16 protein-coding genes are annotated in these 22,118 nt (G+C 64.8%); 4 read left to right on the forward strand and 12 right to left on the reverse strand.

Annotated elements, in window-relative coordinates:
• Positions 1-127 precede the first annotated feature (127 nt).
• Both ACQ4WO_RS10520 and ACQ4WO_RS10525 read left to right on the forward strand, forming a co-directional pair.
• Positions 128-2,890 carry a bifunctional diguanylate cyclase/phosphodiesterase gene (locus tag ACQ4WO_RS10520; protein ID WP_436481346.1) on the forward strand — a complete coding sequence of 921 codons (2,763 nt, stop codon included), beginning with the start codon at positions 128-130 and terminating at the stop codon, positions 2,888-2,890.
• Positions 2,891-3,087: 197 nt separating this feature from the next.
• Complete coding sequence (locus tag ACQ4WO_RS10525; RefSeq protein ID WP_436481347.1) at positions 3,088-4,521, forward strand: OmpP1/FadL family transporter; 1,434 nt, start codon at positions 3,088-3,090, stop codon at positions 4,519-4,521.
• A 142-nt stretch (positions 4,522-4,663) separates the two neighbouring features.
• Here ACQ4WO_RS10525 and ACQ4WO_RS10530 read toward each other — a convergent pair whose 3' ends face one another.
• Genes ACQ4WO_RS10530 through wrbA form a run of 9 tightly spaced genes read right to left on the reverse strand, consistent with a single transcriptional unit; the run spans position 4,664 to position 14,885 of the window.
• Entirely contained in the window at positions 4,664-5,755 is a 1,092-nt protein-coding gene (locus tag ACQ4WO_RS10530; protein WP_436481348.1) for a threonine aldolase family protein, read from the reverse strand.
• A gap of 10 nt (positions 5,756-5,765) precedes the next feature.
• Positions 5,766-6,440, reverse strand: coding sequence for a leucine efflux protein LeuE (leuE, locus tag ACQ4WO_RS10535; RefSeq protein ID WP_436481349.1), 675 nt, complete (start codon positions 6,438-6,440; stop codon positions 5,766-5,768).
• Positions 6,441-6,451: 11 nt separating this feature from the next.
• Positions 6,452-8,323, reverse strand: coding sequence for an ABC transporter transmembrane domain-containing protein (locus ACQ4WO_RS10540; protein WP_436481350.1), 1,872 nt, complete (start codon positions 8,321-8,323; stop codon positions 6,452-6,454).
• Between the two features lie 36 nt (positions 8,324-8,359).
• On the reverse strand, positions 8,360-9,436 hold the full coding sequence (locus tag ACQ4WO_RS10545) for a lipocalin-like domain-containing protein (protein WP_436481351.1): 1,077 nt from the start codon (positions 9,434-9,436) through the stop codon (positions 8,360-8,362).
• The gene (locus ACQ4WO_RS10550; protein ID WP_436481352.1) at positions 9,436-12,027 is read right to left on the reverse strand and encodes an FtsX-like permease family protein; all 2,592 of its coding nucleotides are present in this window, start codon (positions 12,025-12,027) and stop codon (positions 9,436-9,438) included. The genes ACQ4WO_RS10545 and ACQ4WO_RS10550 overlap by 1 nt, the downstream gene beginning before the upstream one ends.
• Positions 12,015-12,443: a DUF4124 domain-containing protein gene (locus ACQ4WO_RS10555; RefSeq protein WP_436481353.1), complete on the reverse strand. Its 429-nt coding sequence runs from the start codon at positions 12,441-12,443 to the stop codon at positions 12,015-12,017. The genes ACQ4WO_RS10550 and ACQ4WO_RS10555 overlap by 13 nt, the downstream gene beginning before the upstream one ends.
• Positions 12,440-13,861: an FAD-binding oxidoreductase gene (locus ACQ4WO_RS10560; protein ID WP_436481354.1), complete on the reverse strand. Its 1,422-nt coding sequence runs from the start codon at positions 13,859-13,861 to the stop codon at positions 12,440-12,442. Before ACQ4WO_RS10560 ends, ACQ4WO_RS10555 begins: the two co-directional genes overlap by 4 nt.
• A gap of 5 nt (positions 13,862-13,866) precedes the next feature.
• Positions 13,867-14,277 (reverse strand): DUF2069 domain-containing protein, encoded by a 411-nt coding sequence (locus ACQ4WO_RS10565; protein ID WP_436481687.1) that lies wholly within the window; start codon positions 14,275-14,277, stop codon positions 13,867-13,869.
• On the reverse strand, positions 14,277-14,885 hold the full coding sequence (gene wrbA / locus ACQ4WO_RS10570; protein ID WP_035827487.1) for an NAD(P)H:quinone oxidoreductase: 609 nt from the start codon (positions 14,883-14,885) through the stop codon (positions 14,277-14,279). The genes ACQ4WO_RS10565 and wrbA overlap by 1 nt, the downstream gene beginning before the upstream one ends.
• Positions 14,886-14,952: 67 nt before the next feature.
• Between wrbA and ACQ4WO_RS10575 the strand changes: the two genes are divergently transcribed.
• Both ACQ4WO_RS10575 and ACQ4WO_RS10580 read left to right on the forward strand, forming a co-directional pair.
• Positions 14,953-16,329, forward strand: a complete 1,377-nt coding sequence (locus tag ACQ4WO_RS10575; protein WP_436481355.1) for a YihY family inner membrane protein — start codon at positions 14,953-14,955, stop codon at positions 16,327-16,329.
• Between the two features lie 121 nt (positions 16,330-16,450).
• Positions 16,451-17,848 carry an esterase-like activity of phytase family protein gene (locus ACQ4WO_RS10580; protein WP_436481356.1) on the forward strand — a complete coding sequence of 466 codons (1,398 nt, stop codon included), beginning with the start codon at positions 16,451-16,453 and terminating at the stop codon, positions 17,846-17,848.
• Between the two features lie 22 nt (positions 17,849-17,870).
• On the opposite strand, the gene ACQ4WO_RS10585 is transcribed toward ACQ4WO_RS10580, so the two are convergent.
• From ACQ4WO_RS10585 to ACQ4WO_RS10595, 3 genes are read right to left on the reverse strand one after another with little or no spacing between them, the layout of a single operon-like run.
• Entirely contained in the window at positions 17,871-19,859 is a 1,989-nt protein-coding gene (locus ACQ4WO_RS10585; RefSeq protein WP_436481357.1) for a DUF6630 family protein, read from the reverse strand.
• 29 nt (positions 19,860-19,888) lie between these two features.
• Positions 19,889-21,280 (reverse strand): PoNe immunity protein domain-containing protein, encoded by a 1,392-nt coding sequence (locus ACQ4WO_RS10590; protein ID WP_436481358.1) that lies wholly within the window; start codon positions 21,278-21,280, stop codon positions 19,889-19,891.
• A gap of 24 nt (positions 21,281-21,304) precedes the next feature.
• Complete coding sequence (locus ACQ4WO_RS10595; protein ID WP_436481359.1) at positions 21,305-22,117, reverse strand: alpha/beta fold hydrolase; 813 nt, start codon at positions 22,115-22,117, stop codon at positions 21,305-21,307.
• Position 22,118 lies beyond the last annotated feature (1 nt).

The raw sequence follows: 22,118 nt of genomic DNA on the forward strand, positions 1-22,118 counted from the left end.
TAACGCAGGCGCGACAGGCGGGCTGCGGCCCGCACACATAATTACGCTGCTGTCTTACCTGCAAACATGACTCTGTGGTAATTTGTGTGTCCTTAAAGAAATACACAGAAACGGCAGACGCTGCACCATGTTCTTGCGACAATTTGTAAACAATAATAACGGCGCCATGGTGGAGATGAGCAGGGCCGATTTTCTCAAGGCCAACTTGCGCCTGATCCTGGCCTGGCCCTTGCTGGGGCTGGTCTTGTGCGCCGTGCTGTGGACGGCCACCTTGCTGCAGCTGGAGGCGGAAAAAAAGGTGGCGCAGCAGCAGGCGCTCGACAGCGTGTCTTCGCTGTCGAAAGCGTATGGCCAGTATCTGCTGCGCACCCTGGAGCAGATGGACCAGCTGACCTTGCAGCTCAAGTATGAATGGGAAAATTCGCGCGGCCAGCTGCGTCTCGATCAATTGAAGACGCAGGGCATGTATGCCTTGCCGCAATTTGCCATCGTCGCCATCCTTGACCGCAAGGGCCATGCCGTCACGGCCACGGCGCCGCTGCAGCGCCTGCGGGTCAACGAGCGCAGCGATTTCCTGCTTCGCCACTGGCGCAGCAATTCCAGCGCGCTGCGCATCGCGCTGGGGAGGGCCAATGCGGCCAATGCGGACGATGCTGCCACGGTGCCCGGCGCCGACGAAAGCCTCGTGCATTTCACGCGCCGGCTGGAGGACGAAGATGGCAATTTCGACGGCGTGCTGCTGATCTCGATTCATTCCAGCTATTTTTCCGAATTCTATAACAGCGTCAGTTTCGGCAAGTTCGGCATGTCCGCCATGGTGGGCGAAGAGGGCGAGCTGTTCAGCACGCGCCTCGGCTCGCGCGTGCTGCCGGCCCGGAGCGTACAAGGCACGCCGTTTCTCGACACCAGCTTCCTGGAAACGGAGAGCGGTGCCCTGCATTCGAGCGGCAGGATCGCTTTTTCCGACAAGCAAAGCCGCTACGTGGGTTGGCAGGCACTGAAAGCCTATCCGTTTACGGCCGTGGTCGGACTGTCGGACGGCGAAATGCTGCACCCCTACGAGGAAACGCGCGCGATCTATATCGGCATCGCCCTGGCCGTCACCTTGCTGCTGCTGGCCTTTACCGCCATTGCCACCATGTTGTCGCTGCGCCTGGCGTGGCGCCACCACCAGTCCGAAGGCGTGCGCAATGCCTACCGCATGGCCACCGAAGGCACGAGCGACGGCTTTTATATCATTGCCGCCCTGCGCGGCGCGGACGGCAGTATCCTCGATTTCGAGATGGTCGATTGCAACGAGCCGGGCGCCGGCTATTTTGGCGTGCGGCGCGAACAATTGCTGGGCATGCGCCTGCAGTCGCGCGCCCACGAGCCGTATTTCCGCGACCTGATCCATAATTACCGGGCCGCCATGGTTTCCGGTTTTTCCGAGGAAGAGATCGAGCTGCCGGAAGGCAACCCGTTCAAGCTGCGCTGGATACGCCGGCGCGTGGTGCGCAGCGGCGACCGCCTGGCCGTCACCCTGCAAGACATCAGCACGGCCAAGGAGCACGAGCGCGACTTGCGCCGCCTGGCCAACGAAGATGGCTTGACGGGCTTGCCCAACCGCTACTGGCTGCAGCAATTCCTGCCCGGTGCCCTGGGCCGTGCCGCCATCGCGCGGCATATGCTGGCGCTGCTGTTCATCGACCTGGACGGCTTCAAGGATATCAACGATACGCAGGGCCACGCCGAGGGCGACAAGGTGCTGCGCGCCGCCTCCTTGCGCCTGAAAGCCGTGCTGCGGCCGGGCGACCACGTGGTGCGTCTGGGCGGCGACGAATTTGTCGTCGTGCTCGACCCCGTGGAAGACGACAGCCGCGCCGAACAGGTGGCGCAGCGCATCGCCATCGCCTTCGACGAACCGTTTTACCTGGGCAGCGAACGCCACAAGATGGGCGCGTCGATCGGCATCAGCCTGTATCCGCGCGATGGCGCCGAAACGGACGTGCTGCTGAAGAACGCCGACATCGCCATGTATGCCGTCAAAGTGGCGGGCAAGGGCCATCACCGCTTCTTCCAGCCCGAACTGTTCGAAACCATCCGCAGCCGCCGCGAACTCGAGCAGAGCCTGGTGGCGGCGCTGGAGCTGGACCAGTTCCTCGTCGTCTACCAGCCGCGGGTCGACGCCATGAGCGGACAGCTGTGCAGCATGGAGGCGCTCGTGCGCTGGCATCATCCGCAGCACGGCATGGTGCCGCCGCTGGAATTCATCCCCGTGGCCGAGAGCAGCGGCCTGATTTCGCAGCTGGGCGAAGTCGTCATCGAAAAGGTGTGCCTGCAGATGGCGCGCTGGCAGGCGAGCGGGCTGGAACTGGTGCCCGTGTCGATCAACGTGTCGGCGCGCCAGTTCGGCCGTGGTGACGTGCACCAGGTGCTGGCATCCGCGCTGACGCGCCACCGCATCGATGCGCGCCTGATCGAGGTGGAAATCACGGAATCGGCCATGATGGATGAACAAAACCGCGCCGTGGAGCAGCTGTCGGCCATCCGCGCGCTGGGCGTGCGCCTGTTGGTCGACGATTTCGGTACCGGATACTCGTCGCTGTCGCAGCTGCAGAAGTTCGCCATGGATGGCTTGAAGATCGACCGCGCCTTCACCATGGAGCTGGGCCGCTCGGAGCAGGGCGAGGTTTTTGTGCGCGCCATCCTGTCGATGGCGCACGCGCTGGGCATGAGCGTGGTGGCAGAGGGCGTGGAGACGCGCGAGCAACTCGACATCCTGCGCACGCTGCAATGCAACGAAGTGCAGGGCTATTTCATCTCGCGCCCCGTGCCCGCCGAACAGATGCTGGCGCTGATGCATCAGCGCTTTCTGATACCGCTTCCAGCCCCGGCGCTGGCCCTGTAGAACGCCGTGATTGGCGTGGAAAACAACGCTGTTTCATAAAAAGAGCGAACGTTCGCTTTTTTCTAAAAAATATTATATGCTTCGCTCATGCCGTCAGTGAATTGGAGTTCACGGCGGCAAGAAAAGTGCAAGACGGGGCGGCTTGAGATGCCCGCGATAGTGTGCCGAAGACCTTCATATAATAAAGAGAGACTAACTTGAAACATAAATATCTGCCCCTCCTGATCGTTGCCGCGTTCGCCGGCATCTCCTCCACCGCACAAGCATCGGGCTACCGTTTCGGCTCGCAAAGCGTTTCCGCGCAAGGCACGGCCGATGCCAGCGGCGCGGAAGCGGCCGACGCGTCGACCATTTTCTACAACCCGGCAGGCATGTCGCGCCTGGAAGGCACGCAATTCCTGGGCGGCGGCACCCTGGTGGTACCGCATTCGACCTACCAGGACACGGGTTCGAAGACCTTCACCGGCCGCACGCCGGGCGGCACGACCAAGGACTACGCGCCGGACGCCGTCTTCGCGCCGGCCCTGTATGCGAGCAAGAAGCTCAATGAGCAATGGACCGTCGGCATGGGCCTGTTCGTGCCGTACGGCGCCAAGCTCGATTACGGCAATGACTGGAGCGGCCGCTATGCGATCACCAACATCAAGCTCGAAGCGATCGCCCTCAATCCTTCCGTTTCCTTCAAGGTCAATGAACACCATTCCTTCGGTTTCGGCGTCACCGCTGAACACATGAAGGCGGAACTGGGCCAGGCGGTCGACGTGCCGGGTTCCGTGGCCTTCCTGGCCCAGCATGCGCCAGCCACGTCGCAAGCCTTCCTGGCCAATATCGCCAAGACGCAGGGCCTGGCCGCAGCGCAGGCAGCCGGCGCCGCGCTGAGGGGCGCCAAGGATGGCCATGCCTCGATGGATGGCGACGACTGGGGCTTCGGCTTCAACCTGGGCTACCTGTACCAGATGAATGAAGGCACGCGTTTCGGCATTTCCTACCGTTCGTCGATTTCGCACAAGCTGAAAGGCGACACGATCTGGGACTTCTCGCAAGTGTCGGACAACGCCGCCGTGAACGCCTTCATCGCCAAGGCATCGAACAAGGTCAATTCCAAGGCGCTGGTCGAAGTGCGCACGCCGGAAACCCTGTCGATCAACGCCTTCCATCAGATGGATGACCGTTGGGCCCTGATGGGCGACGTTACCTGGACCCGCACTTCGCGCCTGCAGAACCTGGACATCCAGTTCCCGCCGACGGCCGAAGGCGCCGAGCGCATCCGCCAGCAGTGGAAGAACACCTACCGTGTCTCTCTGGGTACCAACTACAAGTACAGCGAAAACCTGCTGCTGCGCGCCGGTATCGCACATGACCAGGCGCCAGTGCGTAGCGCCGAGCTGCGTCATCCAGCGCTGCCGGACAGCGACCGCATGCAGTACTCGATCGGCGCGAACTGGAAGCTGAACGCCAATTCCTCGCTCGACCTGGCTTACAGCTTCATCGACTTCAAGGATGCTGACGTCAATTACAAGAATGACTGCTCGCCGGTGACCCCTGGCTGCACCGGCAACGGTGAAACCACCAAGGGCCTGTTCAAGACCCGCATGCAGTTGATCGGTCTCGCTTACAACTACAAGTTCTAAGCAGGTAGTGGCGGCCGACCCGGCCGCCATGAAATGAAAAAAGCGCCTTCGGGCGCTTTTTTTTTGGTCACCATTGTGGTGGCGTCGGGTTACGCGCTGCGCGCTAACCCGACCTACCCCGACCTACGTCGACCTACGCCGCTCAGGCTTTGATGCGCATGGCCTGGTCCAGCAATGTCAAGGCCAGCCGCACGGTGTCGTCGGGCAGGTCCAGCAAGTTATCCCCTACATACCATTCCACCACGCTGTGCCCGGGCAGGGCGGCGTGGCTGGCGCGGCCGAACAGCCAGATGCCGTGGTCTTCCGCCACCTGGTTGCGGATGGCGATGGCCCGCTCGCGACTGACGGGCAGGTGCAGGTGCAGCATGTTGGCGTGCGGGGCGGCGGGATTGACGGCAATCGATGGAAAATCGCGCAGCAGCGCGTACAGCCACTGCGTGCGCGCAAAATACTGCGGCATGGCGGCGAGGCGCGCGTCGAACTGCATGGCGGCGGCCACCACGTAGGGCGTGCGGTGCACGATATTGCCGCCCTGGCGGCGGAACCACTCGCGCGCCCGTTCGACAAACGGGCGGCTGCCGGCAAGCACGGCGCCGCCGAGGCCGCCGATGCCCTTGTACAGCGACACGTAGACGGAATCGAAGCCGCCGCAGATGGCGGGCAGGGACTGGCCAAAACCCGCTTGCGCTTCCCACAGGCGCGCGCCATCCATGTGCAAATGGATGTTGTGGTCGCGGCAGTGCCGCTTGATGTCGTTCAATGCGTCCCACGACGGGCACTGGCCGCCGATTTCGCGCATCGGCAGCTCGACCTGCGCGGCGCCCAGGGCATCGGGCACGGCGCGCAAATCGTCGACCGTCCACGGACGGTGCGGGTCGCCCAGTATCAGACCTTTGAAGTGGTCGAGCAATTCGTGGTTGCCGCGCTCGTGGCGCAGGATGTGCGAGGTCGGGTGCAGCGCCACCAGGCGCGAGCCCCGGTCCTGGCAAGCCAGGCGCAGGGCCGTCACCTGCGTCATGGTGCCCGTGATGCAGAACACGGCCGCTTCGAAACCGAGCAGGCTGGCGATCTTGTTCTCGAACTGTTCGATCAGCGCGCCTTCGCCATAGGTGTCGTGCGCAACAGCGTTGGCGTCGCACCAGGCGGCCATGGCTGCGAAGGTGGCCGCTGGCGTTGGCTGGCGGTGGCCGGGCAGGACGGTATGGCAGCGCTGGCGCAGTTCAAGCTCGTTCACGGTGAATTCCTTACAAGGTGGCCGTGGCCAGTTTCGCGCCAAAGCCAATGAACATGGCGCCGACGCCGCCACCCATGCCGGCCGACAGGCGGCGACGGCGGCGGAAGGTGTCGGCCAGACGCGCGCCGACAAAGATGATGGCCGTCAGATAGGTAAAGCTGATCACCTGGCAGATCAGGCCCAGGCCGACGAAGGACAGCACGGGATTCGGGAAGGCCGGGTCGACGAACTGGATGAAGAACGAGATGAAGAACAGAATCGCTTTCGGGTTCATCAGGCTGATGATCAGGGCCTTGCGGAATGGATCGCTTTCCTTGACGGGCGCTGGCGCGGCAGGCGCCTCACCGTCGGCTGGCGCGGGCGCGCGCAGCTTGCGCCAGCAGCCGATCAGCATTTGCAGGCCGATCCAGCCCAGGTAGGCCGCGCCGATGTATTTCACCACGTAGAACAGGGCCGGGCTGGCTTTCAGCAAGGAGGCCACGCCGCAGGCCGACAGCACCATCAATATCAGGTCGCCGGCGAAGATGCCGAAGGCGCCCTGGTAGGCGGTGCGCACGCCGCGCTGGGCCGCGACCGACAGCACGTACATGGAATTGGGGCCGGGCAGGATGACGATGAAGATGGTCCCCAATAAAAAAGTCCAGAAATCGGTGATGCCCAGATTGGCGTGGAAAATTGCGTTCATGATGGATCTGTTTAATTGACTTGTACGTGATGGAATTGCAGGGCCGCCAGGTTGGCATAGATGCCGCCCAGGGAGACGAGCGACGCGTGCGTGCCCGTCTCGACGATCTTGCCGTCTTCCATGACGATGATGCGGTCGGCCCGCTGAACGGTGGCCAGGCGATGGGCGATGATGACGGTGGTGCGGCCGACCATGGCCGCTTCCAGCGCTTTTTGCACCAGGCGTTCCGATTCCGCGTCCAGCGCGCTGGTCGCTTCGTCGAGCAGCAGCAGCGGCGGGTTTTTCAGCAGGGCGCGGGCGATGGCGATGCGCTGGCGCTGGCCGCCGGACAGGCGCACGCCCCGTTCGCCGAGGAACGATTTATAACCGTTCGGCAGGCGCTCGATGAATTCGTGGGCAGCCGCCATCTTCGCGGCCGCGATCACTTCCGCGTCACTGGCGCCGGCGCGGCCGTAGCGGATGTTTTCCATGGCGTCGGCCGAGAAGATCACCGTATCTTGCGGCACGATGCCGATGGCGTCGCGCAGGGTGTGCAGGTCCAGCTGCTTGATATCGACGCCATCGAGGCGGATGCTGCCGCTTTGCGGGTCATAAAAGCGCAGGAACAGCTGGAACAGCGTGGTCTTGCCGGCGCCGGAAGGGCCGACCACGGCCACCGTTTCGCCGGCGCGGATGTCGAGGCTGACGTGATCGAGCGCTGCGGTATCAGGGCGCGACGGGTACGAGAACATGACGTCGTCCAGCGACAGCGCGGCGCCGGTGGCGGCGCGCGCGGGCAGCGGCAATGGCGTGGCCGGGGATTCGATTTCCGATTTGACGGCCATCAGTTCCAGCAGGCGCTCGGTGGCGCCGGCCGCGCGCTGGGCTTCGCCCATCACCTCGGACAGGGCGCCGATGGCGCCGGCCACGATGGACGCGTACAGGATGAACTGGCCCAAATCTCCGCCCGTCATCGAGCCTTCCAGCACGGCGCGCGCACCGAGCCACAGCACGAACACGATGGTGCCGAAGACGAGCAGGATGGCGATCATGGTGAGCAGGGCGCGGGCGCGGATGCGGCGCATGGCCGTCATGAAAGCGCCTTCGACGGAGTCGCCGAAGCGCTTCGATTCGATTTTCTCGTGCGTGAATGCCTGCACGGTGGGCATGGCGTTGAGGATTTCGCCGGCCATGGCCGACGCGTCGGCGATGCGGTCTTGCGAGTCGCGCGACAGCTTGCGCACACGGCGGCCAAAGACGATGATGGGCACGACGACGAGGATCAGCAAGCCGATGATGATGCCGGCCAGCTTGGCGCTGGTAACGAACAGCATCACCAGGCCGCCGAGGAACAGCAGCACATTGCGCAGCGCCATCGAGATGCTGGTGCCGACGACGGCCTGGATCAAGGTCGTGTCGGTGGTGATGCGCGACAGGACTTCGCCCGTCTGCGTCGTTTCAAAGAAGGCGGGGCTTTGCGTGACCACGTGGCGGTACACGGCGCTGCGGATGTCGGCCGTGACCCGCTCGCCCAGCCACGACACGGTATAGAAGCGCGCGGCCGTGGCCAGCGCCAGGATGGACGCCACGCCGAACAGGGCGAGGAAGACCAGGTCGACGTGCTGGATGCTGCTTGAACCGGCTGCGCCGCCGAAACCGAGGTCTATCATCTGCTTGAAAGCGGCGGGAATGGCCAGGGTCGAGGCGGCAGCCACCACCAGCGCGATACCGGCCAGGAAGAACTGCTTGCGGTACGGCGTCAGGAAAGGCATCAAACCCTTGAAGGCAGCCAGGCTGCCCTTTTTCAGTTCGCGGCTGGTGCCGGTGTCGGGCGTGGGTGCGGTGCTTGCGGCGGTTGCTGCGGTTGTTGAACTGGTGCTGCCTGTTTCTGTGCTGGTTGTCATTGTTTTTCGCTTAGTCTTTACTGTATTTTGTACTGCTTATAACTTCATCGGCTGGACGTAGCCCGTCATTTCCAGGTAGGCGCGGCCCACCGGCTGGCCATCGCGCTCCACCGTCACGGCGCCTTCCCAGTACACGGCCCCCGTCGAGCGGCGCGAATCGAGTTCCTGGTCCGGCTGCAGCGGCTTGATGTGCCAGCGCGTGAGGCCAGTGCGGATCTCGGCGGCGACCGGGTATTCGGCTTGTGTGCGGGGCGAGCGCCACAGCTGCGTGGGCGTGAAATCGACGTCGCCGGGCGCGAACTGCGTCATCTTACCGGAGGCATCGCGCCATGTCGCGTGCGCCCATAGTTTAGCACCTGTCTTGCTGCGGATCTGGAAGGCCATCAGGGCGCCGCCGTCATCGAGGTTGGCGCCTATCCAGTTCCAGCCGCTGGCGTCCGCATCGAGCACCTGGCTCGACCACTCGTGATCGAGCCAGGCGGTGCCCGTCACGGCTTCCGGCTTGCCGCCCGTGCGCGCGATCGTGCCCGTGGTTCGCAGCTGCGGCTCGCTGTAGTAGTAGCTCGATTGCGCGGGCCGCGCGCCCTTGCGCGAATAGCCGCCTTCGCCCTGCAGCAGCACGGGCTGGGTGGGGGCCAGGGCCAGCTGCAAGCTGAAGTCGCGCGCCGCCAGGCTGACCCGGTAGCTGCCGTCCGCCTGCCGTTGCATGCGCCAGTCGTCGAGTTTCACGTCCGTGTCGCCCACCTTGGCGTAGGCCAGGCCGAAGCCCTCGCGCGCGCTTTTCTCGTCGTGCAGCAGCTTGCCCACCTTGGGGTCGGACAGGGCCGCATGGCCGATGATCAGCTGTTTCGGTGCGAACGCGCTGGAGTTGTCCGTATCGGTGGCCGTGGCGCTGCGAAAGAAGGTCACCTGGTAGCCCAGTTGCTCGCCGCCGGCGGTTTTTACCCAGCCCGTGGCGTACCACCATTCCGTTTTATAGGCGGGATGGGCGCCGAAGTCGTGCGGCAGGCGCAGGGCCTGGCCGGCCGGCAGCGGCGTGACGGGGGCGAAGGCGGGCGGCGCGGCCAGGGCAGGCAAGGCCAGCGCAAGCAACAAGATGGCGATATGGCGCATTACCAGTCCTCCCTGACGGCGCGGATGGGGCCAGCGGACAGCGCCTGGCGGCCCGCGATCAGCGCCGTGGCGGCGGCTGCCGTCAGCAGAGCGCCGGCTACGGTGGCGATCAAGGGCCACGGCAGGTGCAGCTGCATGGTCCAGTGGAACGATTGCGGGTTGACGATGAAGACGAGCACAAAGCTGATCAACAGGCCCAGGACAAAACCGGTGGCGATGCCCAGCGCCGTCAGCGCGCCGCCTTCGAGCGCCAGGATGGATAAAATCTGCCCGCGCGTCACGCCCACGTGGCGCAGCATGCCGAATTCGCGCGCGCGCGCCAGGGTTTGCGCGGAAAACGTGGCGGCCACGCCGAACAGGCCGATGACGATGGCGATGGCTTCCAGCAGATACGTGACGGCGAAGCTGCGGTCGAAGATCTGCAGGCTCAGGGCGCGGATGGCCGACGGGTTCGATACTTCCAGGCTGGCGCCGAAGGGCAGCGCTTTCAGGCGCTGTTGCAGCTCGTCGCCCGTGGCGTCCTTGGCCAGCCACAGGGCCGCATCGCTTACGTCATTGTCGCCGGTCAGGGTGCGGTAATCGTCGAGCGGCATCTGGATGGCGCCGGACGAGCGCGCATAGTCGCGCCAGATGCCGGCCACAAAGAACTGGTGCAAGCCGCCCGCCAGCGGCAGGGCTATCTGCTGGCCAGGTTTGACGTTGTACAGGTCGGCCGCCGCTTCGGACAGCCACACGGGTTTCGCGCCATTGGGAACGGGCAGGGTGTCACCCACCAGCACCATGCTCTTGCCCGGGTCTTGCAAATTGATGGGACGCGCCAGCAGCGCCACGTTCGGGCGGTCGGGCGCCAGCGACAGCGAACGTACGCGCTGGAAATCCACCCTGGCTACCTCGGGCAAGGCGGTGATGCTCGCCTGTTCGCGCGGGTTCAAGCCTGCCGTGCCGCCGCTGGCGGCCGTGCGCGCATACACGTCGGCGGGCAAGATCTGCAGCAGCCAATCGTCGACGGAGACGCGGAAACTCGACACCATGATGGCCATCGCCACCATCAGGCTAAAGCTCGACAGCACGCCGCCGAGGGCGATGCCGGCCTGGCCCGAGGCGTTCGCCAGGCGGGCCAGGGTCAGGCTGCGCACGGGCGCATGTTTGCTCGTTTCCGTGCGCAGCCAGGCGCGCTGCAGGAAACGGAAGACGACGGCGGCCAGCTGCGGCATCAGGGCGATGGCGCCGATCAGCAGCAGCGCGATGGACAGATAGCCGAACAGGGGCAGCTCGAACACGGGAGGCAGGAACGTCAAGGCGCCGGCCAGCAGCAAACAAGCCAGCGCCGGCCAGGTTTTTGCCAGGCGCGTCGTCACGACTTCCTCGCTGCCCGATTTCAGTGCGATGGCGGGGGCCGCGCGGGCCGCTTCCAGCGCGGGCGCGGCGCAGCCCAGCAAGGCGACACCGAGGCCCAGCGCAAAATAGACGAAGGCGGCGACGGGCGTGAACTGCACCTGCGGCTGCACGCCCGCGAAATAGCCGGCGCCCAGATCGCCGCCGAAAAAGCGCAGGGCCACGGCCGCCATGGCGTAGCCGCCAGCGATGCCCAGCGCGGCGCCGACGACGCCGAGGCTGGTGCCTTCCAGCAGCACCTGGCGCAGCAACTGCCCCCGCTCCATGCCCAGCACGCGCAGCAGCGCGAACTGGCCGCGGCGGCGGATGACGGACAGGGCCTGCGTGGAAAAGACCAAAAAGGCGCCCGTAAACAGGGCGACGAGCGCCAGCACCGTCAGGTTGACGCGGTAGGCGCGGCTCAGGTTATTGTTGCGGCTATTCTGGTTTTCATCATTGGGCTGGCCCACCTGGAAACGCCCCGGATACTGTGCTTCCAGCGTGCGCGCCAGGTCCGCCTGGAAGGCGTCGCGATTCACGCCCTGGCGCAGTTTCAAGTCGATGCGCGACAGCTTGCCCACCTTGTTGAAGCGCCATTGCGCCGCGCCGATATCCATCACGGCGATGCGCTGGCCGGCGCGCGCCCGTTGCAGTGAACCTGCCACGCGCAGCTGTACCGTGCCCGTGCCCGATTGCAGGGTGACGTGGCCGCCGTCGGCCACGTCGAGCCAGCGCAAGGCCGCTGGCGACAGGAAAACCGCGTCGTCGGCCAGGGTGTCGAAAGGCTGGCCTTCGGCAGGCGCGCCGATCAGGTCGGGCGAGATGAAGCCGGCACGGAAGACGTCGAGCGCCAGGATGTGCAGCGGGCCGCCGTCTTTCTTGCCGGTCACGCCGGCTTGCAGCTCCAGCACGGGCGAGGCCACGGCCACGCCGTCGCGCTGCGCCAGCTGCGGGTAGATGCTTTCGTCGAACAGCGCTTCGCGTCCGGCCACTTGCACGTCGGCCTGGCCGGACAGGCTTTTGACGGCCGTGGAAAATTCATTGAAGGCCGCCGCATTGATCAAATGGATGGCAAAGCCCAGCGACACGCCGATGGCGATGGCGAGGATGGCGACGAAGGCGCGCACGGGGTGAAAGCGCCATTCGCCCAGCAGCAGCCAGCGTGACAGCAGGCGCGTCGTTGCCGGGCTTTCCACCTGCGCACTCAATTCAGGCATTCGACGGCCAGGCGTTCACCGGCGCGCCGCGCTTTCAGTTGCGCCGCGTCGCGGGTTTTATCGCCCGCGCCGACGGCGTCCTGTGCCGCCCATTTCTGCTCCAGGCGCAGCTGCGCGCAATGCTTGTCGCGCGCCTCAAGCTGTTTTGCGGCCCGTTCACGGGCCTGGTCTTCGAGCTTCTCGCGCTGCTTGCGCGCCGCTTCCATCTGGCTGGCCACCCGTTCCTGGCGCGTGGCCGCGCCCTTGTCGACGGCAGGCGGAGGCGAGGGGACTTCCAGTATCTGCAGCTGCCCGCCCGTGCAGGGCGTGGCGCTGTAGCTGGTCTGGCCATCCTGCACGCATTTGTAGACGTCCTGCGCACTGGCGGAGCCGGCCAGCAAGACCATGGCACATAGCAGGAGGGACAGCGATTTCACAATATCTTCCCCGGATTCATGATGTTCTGCGGGTCCAGCGCCTGTTTGACAGCGCGCATCAGTTGCAGTTCCAGCGGCGACTTGTAGCGTGCCAGGTCGTCTTTCTTCAGCGCGCCGATGCCGTGTTCGGCCGATATCGAGCCGCCGAAGCCGTGGACCTGGTCATGCACAATGCGGTTGATGGCATCCTGGTTGGCCAGGAAGTCGCGGTCCGTCATGCCGGCGGGCGGCGCCACGTTGTAGTGGAGGTTGCCGTCGCCCAGGTGGCCGAAGCACACGAGCTGGCAGCCGGGGAAGGCCGTTGCCAGGGCCGCATCCGTGACGCTGATGAAGTCGGCGATGCAGGAAATCGGCAGCGAGATATCGTGCTTGATGTTCTTGCCCGCTTGCGCCTGCGCCAGCGGGATGTGTTCGCGCAGCTGCCACAGTCCCTCGGACTGCGCCACGGAACTGGCGACGACGGCGTCGGCTATCAACTCGTCTTCCAGGGCCGCGCCGATGCTCGCTTCCAGCAATTCCACGGCGTGCGCCTCGGACTGGCTGCTCGATAATTCGAGCAGCACATATTGGCCATGCTGCTCCGCGAAAGGCCGTGGCAGTTGCGGGAACTGTTTCGCCACCAGCTGCAGACAATACTGCGACATCAATTCAAAGCCCGTCAGGCTGGCGCCGCAATGGTCCTGCATCAGCGAGAGCAGGCGCAGCGCGTGGGCGGGCGAGGGCATGGCGGCCAGCGCCGTGATGCAGGCTTTCGGCTGTGGATACAGTTTCATGACCGCGCCCGTGATGACGCCCAAGGTACCCTCGGCGCCGATGTACAGGTCGCGCAAATCGTAGCCCGTATTATCCTTGCGCAGGCCGCGCAAGCCGCTCCAGATCTCGCCTTGCGGCGTGACCACTTCCAGGCCCAGGCACAGTTCGCGCGTATTCCCGTAACGCAGCACGGCCGTGCCGCCCGCGTTCGTCGCCAAATTCCCCCCGATGGTGCAACTGCCTTCGGCCGCCAGCGACAGGGGGAACAGACAGCCGGCGGCGGTCGCCGCTTCCTGGATGGTTTGCAAAATGCAGCCCGCGTCCACCGTGATGGTGCGGTTGACGGGATCGAGCGCGCGGATGCTGTTCAGGCGCGCCAGCGACAGCACGACGGCCGTGCCGGCGTCGTCGGGTATGCTGCCCAGCACCAGGCCCGTATTGCCGCCCTGCGGCACGACGGGCACCAGCCATTGCGCGCAGGCGCGCAGCACGCCCGCCACCTGTTCCACCGTGGCGGGGCGCAGCACGGCCAGGGCCTTGCCCGTAAACCGGTCGCGCCAGTCGGTAAGGAAGGGTGCCGTGTCGGCGTCGTTGGTGAGTACATAAGTGTCGCCCAGCAGGTCGCGGCAGGCGGCGAGGAAATCGGCTCGGTCAGTCACAGGCATGTCGCTCATTTTTTGATGCTCACTTTATTCACTTTTTCCAGCAGTTCTTTGGCCATGCGCTTGGCTGCCTTTTTATACGGGCGCAGATACAGCACGGCGCAGACAAAATAGATGCAGACGATGGCCGCCTCGCCCCAGGCCATCAGGGCCGAGGTGGCGTTGGTGTCGCTGTAGCCGCGCACCACGCCTTCCGTGAAGTACAGCAGGATCACCATCGACGACCATTGCAGGGTATAGACGTCGCGCTTGATGACGCCGTACAGTGGAATGAGCAGGGGTGCGGCCTTCAGGACGACCCAGGAGCCGCCCGGCTGCAGCGGGGCGATCAAGGTTTCCCACAGCACGCACCAGACGATCAGGGTGACGAGGCTGGCGATGGCGCCCCAGTGAAAATACTTGTGCAGTACGCCGTGCATCATGCGCCTGCCAGTTTCGCGGCGTTTTCCGCCAGGCGCCGTCCCAGGGCGATGGCCAATCGCTTTTCATCGTCGCTGAGCGCCTTGTCGCCATCGATGCCCGACCAGTGCGTGGCGCCATACGGCGAGCCGCCCGTGGACGTCGTCATCAGTTCGGGATGCGTGTAGGGCAAGCCCATGACCAGCATGCCGTGGTGGAAGAGGGGGATCATCATCGACAGCAGGGTCGATTCCTGGCCGCCGTGCAGGCTGCCCGTGGACGTGAATACGCAGGCGGGCTTGCCGGACAGGCTGCCGGCCAGCCAGTCGCTGGCCGTGCCATCCCAGAAGTACTTCATGGCGGCGGCCATGTTGCCGAAGCGCGTGGGCGAGCCCAGGGCCAGGCCCGCGCATTCCTGCAAGTCGTCCAGTTCCACGTAGGGTGCGCCATCAGGCGGCACCTCGGGCGCTGTTGCTTCGGCCACCGTCGAGACGGCGGGCACGGTGCGCAGGCGCGCGTCGCAACCGGGCACGCTTTCCACTCCCTGGGCTATCAGCTCGGCCAACTGGCGCGTGGCGCCATGGCGTGAATAAAACAATACGAGAATAATCAGATTGGTTGGCTTCATCATTGGTATTATAGGGCGCTTTACAGCCTGATACGACTGCTGTCATGGCGCCGTTCTGATTTTGCACATGTTTTCAAAATATATATTCCCGTTCTTTCAATACCTGTGGCGCACCCTGCACATCGGTGCCGACATTGTGCGCGGCCTGACGTGGTCCGAAACGCGCGACCTGCTGCAGTTCGCGCGCCGCCGCGTGCGCGAGGAAAGCCTGCCGCAAGTGGCCGGCAGCCTGACGTTCGCCACCGTGTTCGCGCTGGTGCCGCTGCTCACCCTGGCCCTGGCGATCTTCACCACCTTCCCCCTGTTTAATACCTTCCGCCACGCGCTGGAAGATTATTTCGTGCAAAGCGTGATGCCGAAGGGGATATCGAACACCATCCTCGATTATCTGACCACGTTTGCATCGAAAGCCACGCGCCTGTCGGCCATCGGCGCGGGCGCCCTGATCGTCACGTCGATAGGCATGATGGGCTTGATCGAGCGCGTCTTCAACCGGATCTGGCGCGTGCGCCAGGAGCGCCGCTGGACCAAGCGTCTACTGGTTTATTGGGCCATCGTCACCCTGGGACCGCTGCTGGTGGGCGTGTCGCTGACGGTGACCTCGCGCCTCTTCATGGCCACCAGCGGCGTGGTGGGCGCCGTGCCTTTCATCGGCGCCGTGTTTTATACCCTGGTGTCGATCGGCCTGACCATGCTGGCGTTTACCCTGCTCTACATCGCCGTGCCGAACCGCGACGTGGACTGGCGCGACGCGGCCTGGGGCGGCTTGCTGGCGGCGCTGGCGTTCGAGGTGGCCAAGCGGGGCTTCGGCGAATTCATCCAGGAATTCCCCACGTATTCGCGCATCTACGGCGCGCTGGCCGCCTTGCCGCTGTTCCTCGTGTGGATATACCTGAGCTGGATGATCACCCTGGTGGGCGCCTTGCTGGTGGCCGCCTTGCCCGTCGTAAAATATGAACGCTGGTGGTACGAAGCGGCGCCGGGCAGCGAATTCGTCGATGCCGTCGCCATCCTGAAAGTGCTGCACCAGGCCTGCCAATGCGCCGATTCGGCCCTGGTGGGGGCGGCCGAGATCCGCCGCAGCACGCGCCTGGGTTTCGAAGAGATGGAAACCCTGCTCGACAAGATGGTGCAGCAGGGCTGGGTGGGCCGAGTCAACGTGGATGGCGCCGTGCGCGTGCAGTGGGGCAAGCGCGTGGCCGACAGTTCCGACCACTGGGTCTTGCTGGGCAACGTCAACCGCATCAGCCTGGCCGATGTCTACCGGCTGTTCGTCTTCGGCGGCATGCGCGTGAACTCCGGCTATCCGGCCGGCTCCACCAATGAGCGCGACATCAAGGCGGCGGAAGAAGCGGCCGCGCTGGCGGCGCAGGTGGAAAATGCCGTGGAGCAGGGGCTGGGTTTGAGTCTGGCCCAGCATTTTGGGGAGGTGCGCTGCGCGTGACGGGCCGGGGAGGCCGCTTCCTTGCCCGCCTATGCCCCGCACGATAGGGCGCGCATGTCATAAACTGGTCACCGAAGGCCGGTAAGCTTTCCTCTTCATTTATCTTGTTGAGGAAGCAAATATGCGTTGTCATTTGAGCGATTTGAATGTGTGCCGCGGCTTGGCCATCGTGGTGGTCAGCGGCGTGCTCGCAGCCTGCGGCGGCAGTTCCTCTGCCGCTCCTGAAGCGGCGCCCAAGGACGGGGAAGGCTTGCCGCACCAGCTTGCCGGCTGGGCAGCGCTGCCTGACACGGCGCGCTGGCCAGGGCCGGTTACAGGACAGTTCACAGCCGCAGTGCTGGGCGTCACCCCGCCGTTTGCCAGTGGCGTGCCGATTCCCGGCTTTTCCGCGCTGCTCAGGAATGACGACGGCAGCTGGACTGCCATGGCCGACAATGGCTATGGCGCCAAGGGCAATTCGGCTGATTTCGTGCTCGGCCTGTATAACGCCAGCATCAACTTCCGCACGGCCGCTGACGCCAGCAAGACGCCTGGCAGCATCAAGCTCAACAGCTTCCTGGCCTTCAACGACGCCAAGGGTTTCTTAAACGACGGCAAGGGCATCGATCTGAAAATCACGGCCGACTACGCCAACTACCCCAGCAACACCACCGGCGGCCTGGTCTTTGCCGACAGCGGTATCGCCGTGGATGCACGCATTCGCGCTGGCCGTTTGCTGACCGGTTTCGATTTCGACATCGAGTCGCTCGCGCGCGCTGCCGACGGTACTTACTTCGTGGGCGAGGAATTCGGCCCCTATATCCTGCACTTCGACAAAAACGGCACGCTGATGGGCGACCCGGTTCCCCATCCTTTCCTGCGCAGCCCGGCCAATCCGGAAGTGCTGGGCAAGGGCGCCAGCATTACCTTGTCAGGCAGCCGCGGCTTCGAAAGCCTGGCCTACAATGCCGACAGCAGCCTGCTCTACGCGGTACCGGAAGCGGCGCCAAGCGATCCGTCGCTGCGGCCCGTCGTAGCCGATGAACGTTACCTGAACATCTTCGAGTTCGACCCCGGCACCATGCGCTACACGGGCAAGAACCTCGTGTACCGCAAGGATGGCGCGGCCAAGGACAATGGCGTCGTGATCGGCGACATGACCAATGTGGGCGGCAGCAAATTCGTGCTGATCGAACGCGACGGCTTCTGGGGCGCCAAGGCCGTGATCAAGCGCCTGTACCTGGTGGATCTGAAAGAAAAAGACGCTGACGGTGCGCTCAAGAAAACGCTGTTGGTGGACTTGCTGAACATCTCCGACCCCAAAGGCATAGGCGGGCAGGCGAGCAATATGCCCATGGGTAAGTTCAGCATGCCTTTCGACTCGGTGGAGAGCGTTGAAGTACTCGATGCCCAGACGCTGGTCGTGGCGATCGACACGAACTACCCGGGTGAAGACGGCCGCAAGCCGGGCAAGCCGGACGACACCGAAGTCATTACCCTGCGTTTTGACAAGGCGCTATTCGACCGTTCCACCAAATAAAGACGACGTGCCTGCAATCCGCTCATAGCAGGACCGGCCGCAAGGCCGCCTGCAGCGCCACTGTCTTGAACGCTTCCACATCCTGCGCCCGCACCACGCCCAGGTAATACGTATCCTCGCCGTCCTGCATGTTCACCAGGCGTAGCTGGTGCGGCGCCAGGTGCGCCGCGATGGCGGCCAGTCCCTCGGCCATGGCGTCGCCGTCTTGCTGGTCCGCCCAGCGGAAGTCCCGTAGCGCGGGCAGGCCGATATACTGGCCGATGAGGGCGATCTGTTCGACCGATTTCCAGTCCAGGGTGGTGCCGTGGCCCAGCGTGTCGGCGGCCGTCGACCACAGCAGGAAAAAGCACGCCGCTTCGGGCGAGTCGCCGTCGTATTCCTCTTCCGGATCGTCCTCCGCCAGCGCTTCCAGCGTGATGTCCACGCAGCGCGCGGCCAGTTCCCCATCGCCCAGCAAGAGCAGGGCGGCCATGGCGCGCAATTGCCCGCGGTCGGCCTTGGCCAGGATCTGCGCCGGCGTGAAGCTGCGGCGCTTGGCTGGCTTTTTCTTGCCCAGGCCCAGGGCCGCGCTCAGCTGGGCCGTGACGGCTGCCTTGAAGTTTTCCACGGTGTCGAACTGTTCCAGCAGCTGGCCCGTGAAATCCATGCTCCAGGCCATGCCATCCTTGACGACATATAAGAAATCGCTTTGCACGGCCACGCCGCGCAGATGGTGGGCGGGTGGATACAGGGGCGTGAAGACCTGTTTTCCATCGAGCGCCAGCATGCAGGCGAGACCCTGCGCATCGATGGCGAAGATCAGGTTCTTGCGCAATTTGGGTGGCGACGAGGTCGTGGCGCAGTCGATGGCTTCGTACTGGCAGGGCGCCAGCAGCTCGCCCTGGCTATTGACCAGGCCAAACAGGAAGCGCCCGGCGATGCGCTGGCTGACGACGGCGATTTTTTTCTTCGTGCCGAAATCCTGCACGGAGCTGTAGGCCGGCGGCACTACGACCTTGCCCGTGGCGTCGATCACGCCGCAGACATTGTGCTCGTCATCGTGCGTCTGGCGTTCGATATCGATATAGCCATCGTCGCGCTGGCCGATTTGGTGCACGTTTTCGAACAGCAGCGCGCCGTCGGGCAGGTGCAACAAGCGGCTGGCGCCGTCTGTATCGATCTGCTGCACCAGGTGGGGGCTGATCACGTACAGAGCGCCGGGGGCGGGCGGCAGCACCAGCGTGCCATTGAGGTCCAGCACGCCGTGCGCATCGGGTGCGCCCGCCGTGGCAAAGGTAATCCAGCCATTTTCCGCATCGTGGGCACGCAGGTCGACATAGCGCTGCGACAGCGGCACGATCCAGCGGCCGTAGGGCGTGACCAGGCCGGTGACGGCCGGTTCGCCGGCGGTGCGCACCTCATAGCACAGCGCGTCCTCTTCCCAGCCCACCACTTCCAGGCCTTGCAGGAAGGGCAGGTCTTTCCCTTCAAGCTCCTCGACATCGGCAAGTTGCGCATCGGCCGTGGCGGACCAGTAGCCGGTGGCCGGCGACGCGGCGCCGATGGTCAGCAATGGCGCCAGCGCGTCCCGGTCGCCACGCAGCAGGGCAGAGTGCAAGGCTTGCGCTTCAGCGCGCAGGGCCTCGAGCGCGGCCGCGTAGCCCGGCGTGTCGATATCGTACGGAATCAGCTGCACGCAATCGAGGATCAGCCACGGCTGGCCGCCGGCCAGCAGGGCGCTGATGGCGCTGCGCGCGACGATGGCGGCCGCGTCGCGCGGCTTGTCCATCAGGGCGGACAGGGCTTGCCAGCTGGCTTGCGCCTGCGCCATTGGCGCGGCCAGCACGCAGGGGCAGTCTTCGCCATCGCCGTAGATGGGCCAGGCGACGGCTTGCGTGCCGGCGCCGACGAGCAGCTTGAACAGCATGGGGATGTCCAGCCGCCATTCGGCCAGGCCCGTGATTGCGTCGGTGTCGAAGCCGGCCTGGCCGGGCAGGGAGGCGGTGCTGAACAGGGCTGCGGTATTGATCATTGATATTTATCTAAAAGTGAACGGGATATTCAGGGCGATGGCGGCATGAGCCAGTGCGCCAGCGCGCTGCGCTCGAGGCCCAGCTGCTTGGCCACGGCGGCTGCCTCGAAGGCCCACAGGCCGTAGTAGCCGCCCAGGCCCTGCGCGCGCAAATGGCCGTTGAACCAGTCTTCGCGCACCAGCGCACCGTGCCAGCTGGCCAGGTAGTGCCGCAGGTGCTCGAGCTGCTGGGCGGGATCGTCTGCGTCGAGGCACTCGAACAGGGCCGAGTAGGGTTCTGCGAAATACCATTCATCGACGGCGGGACGCTGCGGATCGATGGTGGCCAGCAACGCCTCGTACACGCCGTCTTCGCCGTCAAAAGCCGTTTGCAGGGCGGCCAGGCGCATGGCCAGATCGCGGCGGCCGAACAGCAGGGTCGCGCCCAGCAGTTGCAGGGTGCGCGCATAATCGGTCAACTGTTCGAAATCAAAGGCGGGCAAGGCATCGTCATCATAGGCGGCGCCCAGGGCCGCGCGCGCCGTTTCGCAGGCGGCAATGGCCGCTTCCAGCGCTGGCTCCACTTCCGGCAAGGGCAAGCCTGCCGTGTAGCGCAACGAGAAGACCTGGTAAGCCGTGCTGGCGGCCGCGCATGCCCAGTAGGCCGCGTCGCCGCCATCGTCTTCCGCCTGCGTCTGTGCGCGTGCGTAGCCGGCCAGCAAAGTGTCGAGGTAGGCGAGGTTGCGGGCAAAATCGAACGGTGCGGGCGGCGTCTGGCGCGGCGTGCAAGGCCAGGGCGTGGACGAAGCCGGGCAGGCGTCGGCGCAAGCGCGCTGGATGGCCCAGTCGGCGAACACTTGCTGCAGATACTGCGCCGTCTCGTCGTCGTGCGCGATGGCGCCGGCGCCCACCATGGTCGTGCCCAGCAGGGTGTAGCCGGGAAAGCGGCTGCTTTCGTAGGCGATGGTCGTCACGCTCTGGATGGCCTTGCCGTCACTGAGGTCGCGCACGCGGAAGTATACATCGTCCCAGCCCGCCAGTGGCGGCGCTGGCGGTTCATTCGGCAAGATGGTCCAGTTGCCGTCGGCCTGTTCTTCATAGGCGTCGAGCAGTTCATCGAGTCCGCCGGGGCGGTCGATGCGGTTGTTGGCGTCGTATTGCAGTCCCAGTTCGGCCGCGAATGCCGCCGCGTGGCGGCCCGCGAAGACCAGGTATTGCGCGTTCAGGGTGCCGACCAAAAGGTCCGTCTGCTGGCCTGCCACGGCCAGCGCCTGCGGCAGCCGGTACCAGTGGTGGCCGGGGATGCCCGCCATGGGGCCGTTTTCGTCCGCTTGCTGGTTGGCGCAGCGTAGCTGTTCCAGCCAGTTGTAGCGTTCGTGCCGCGCCGCTTCCGTGCCGCTGCCGCGGCCAGTCAATTCGTCAAACAGGGTATTCAACAACATGTGCATCTATCCTAAAAAAAGCGTTCATGCCGCTGCCGTTTGCGCAAACGCAAACAGCGCGTCGAGCACGGCGTCGGGTTGTTCGGCCATCAATTCGTGCCCGCTGTCGACCTGCACCACCGTGCCATGCGCGATGCTTGACGTCAGCAGCTTGGTCGACTTGGGCGGTGTCATCATGTCGCGCGCGCCGAAAATGAATAAAGTGGGGCAGTGTACCGAAGCGGCGGCGATTTCGCCGTTCGCGTAGGCATTGCAGGCGAAAAAATCCGTGTGAAATACATGACCGGGGTTGAGGGCGGCGATGCGCTGTTTCAAGCGCCGCGCGCCGCCCATGGCATAGAATCCGGGGCCGGGGAACGACGGCTTTTGCGCGATCGACGAGTGCGACCAGATATTGACCATGTCGATGGCCGCCTGTTCATCGTTCAGCGATGTTTCCAGCAGGGCCGGCGAGACTTTCATCGGGTAGGTGGAGCCGAGCATGGCCAGGTGGCTGACCCGTTCCGGCGCCAGGTGCGCCGCTTCCAGCGCGATCAGTGAGCCCATGCTGTGGCCGATCAGCATGGCCTTGTCCGCGCCGGCCGCATCCAGCACGGCCAGTATCCAGCGCGCCAGCTCTTCAACGCTGCTTTTCGCCGCGCCCAGGCTGCGGCCATGGCCCGGCAAGTCGACGGCCAGCACGTTCCAGCCATGGTGGGCAAAATAGCGCGTTTGCAGCGCCCACACGGAGTGGTCGTTCTGCGCGCCGTGGATGAAGACGGCCGTCGGCTGATGTGGGTTAAAAGCCTTGCCACCCGTGTAGCAGTAGGCGACGGTATTGTCGATGGTGAACAGCATC

Source organism: Janthinobacterium aestuarii (assembly GCF_051380835.1).
GTDB classification, from domain to species: Bacteria; Pseudomonadota; Gammaproteobacteria; order Burkholderiales; family Burkholderiaceae_D; genus Janthinobacterium; species Janthinobacterium aestuarii.

Excerpts from the sequence above, each read along its gene's own strand:
- ACQ4WO_RS10540 (WP_436481350.1), bottom strand. The coding sequence starts at position 8,323 with ATGACAACCAGCACAGAAACAGGCAGCACCAGTTCAACAACCGCAGCA.
- ACQ4WO_RS10545 (WP_436481351.1), bottom strand. The coding sequence starts at position 9,436 with ATGCGCCATATCGCCATCTTGTTGCTTGCGCTGGCCTTGCCTGCCCTG.
- wrbA (WP_035827487.1), bottom strand. The coding sequence starts at position 14,885 with ATGAAGCCAACCAATCTGATTATTCTCGTATTGTTTTATTCACGCCAT.
- leuE (WP_436481349.1), bottom strand. The coding sequence starts at position 6,440 with ATGAACGCAATTTTCCACGCCAATCTGGGCATCACCGATTTCTGGACT.
- ACQ4WO_RS10560 (WP_436481354.1), bottom strand. The coding sequence starts at position 13,861 with ATGCCTGTGACTGACCGAGCCGATTTCCTCGCCGCCTGCCGCGACCTG.
- ACQ4WO_RS10550 (WP_436481352.1), bottom strand. The coding sequence starts at position 12,027 with ATGCCTGAATTGAGTGCGCAGGTGGAAAGCCCGGCAACGACGCGCCTG.
- ACQ4WO_RS10585 (WP_436481357.1), bottom strand. The coding sequence starts at position 19,859 with ATGATCAATACCGCAGCCCTGTTCAGCACCGCCTCCCTGCCCGGCCAG.
- ACQ4WO_RS10565 (WP_436481687.1), bottom strand. The coding sequence starts at position 14,277 with ATGCACGGCGTACTGCACAAGTATTTTCACTGGGGCGCCATCGCCAGC.
- ACQ4WO_RS10595 (WP_436481359.1), bottom strand. The coding sequence starts at position 22,117 with ATGCTGTTCACCATCGACAATACCGTCGCCTACTGCTACACGGGTGGC.
- ACQ4WO_RS10575 (WP_436481355.1), top strand. The coding sequence starts at position 14,953 with ATGTTTTCAAAATATATATTCCCGTTCTTTCAATACCTGTGGCGCACC.
- ACQ4WO_RS10580 (WP_436481356.1), top strand. The coding sequence starts at position 16,451 with ATGCGTTGTCATTTGAGCGATTTGAATGTGTGCCGCGGCTTGGCCATC.
- ACQ4WO_RS10520 (WP_436481346.1), top strand. The coding sequence starts at position 128 with ATGTTCTTGCGACAATTTGTAAACAATAATAACGGCGCCATGGTGGAG.
- ACQ4WO_RS10590 (WP_436481358.1), bottom strand. The coding sequence starts at position 21,280 with ATGTTGTTGAATACCCTGTTTGACGAATTGACTGGCCGCGGCAGCGGC.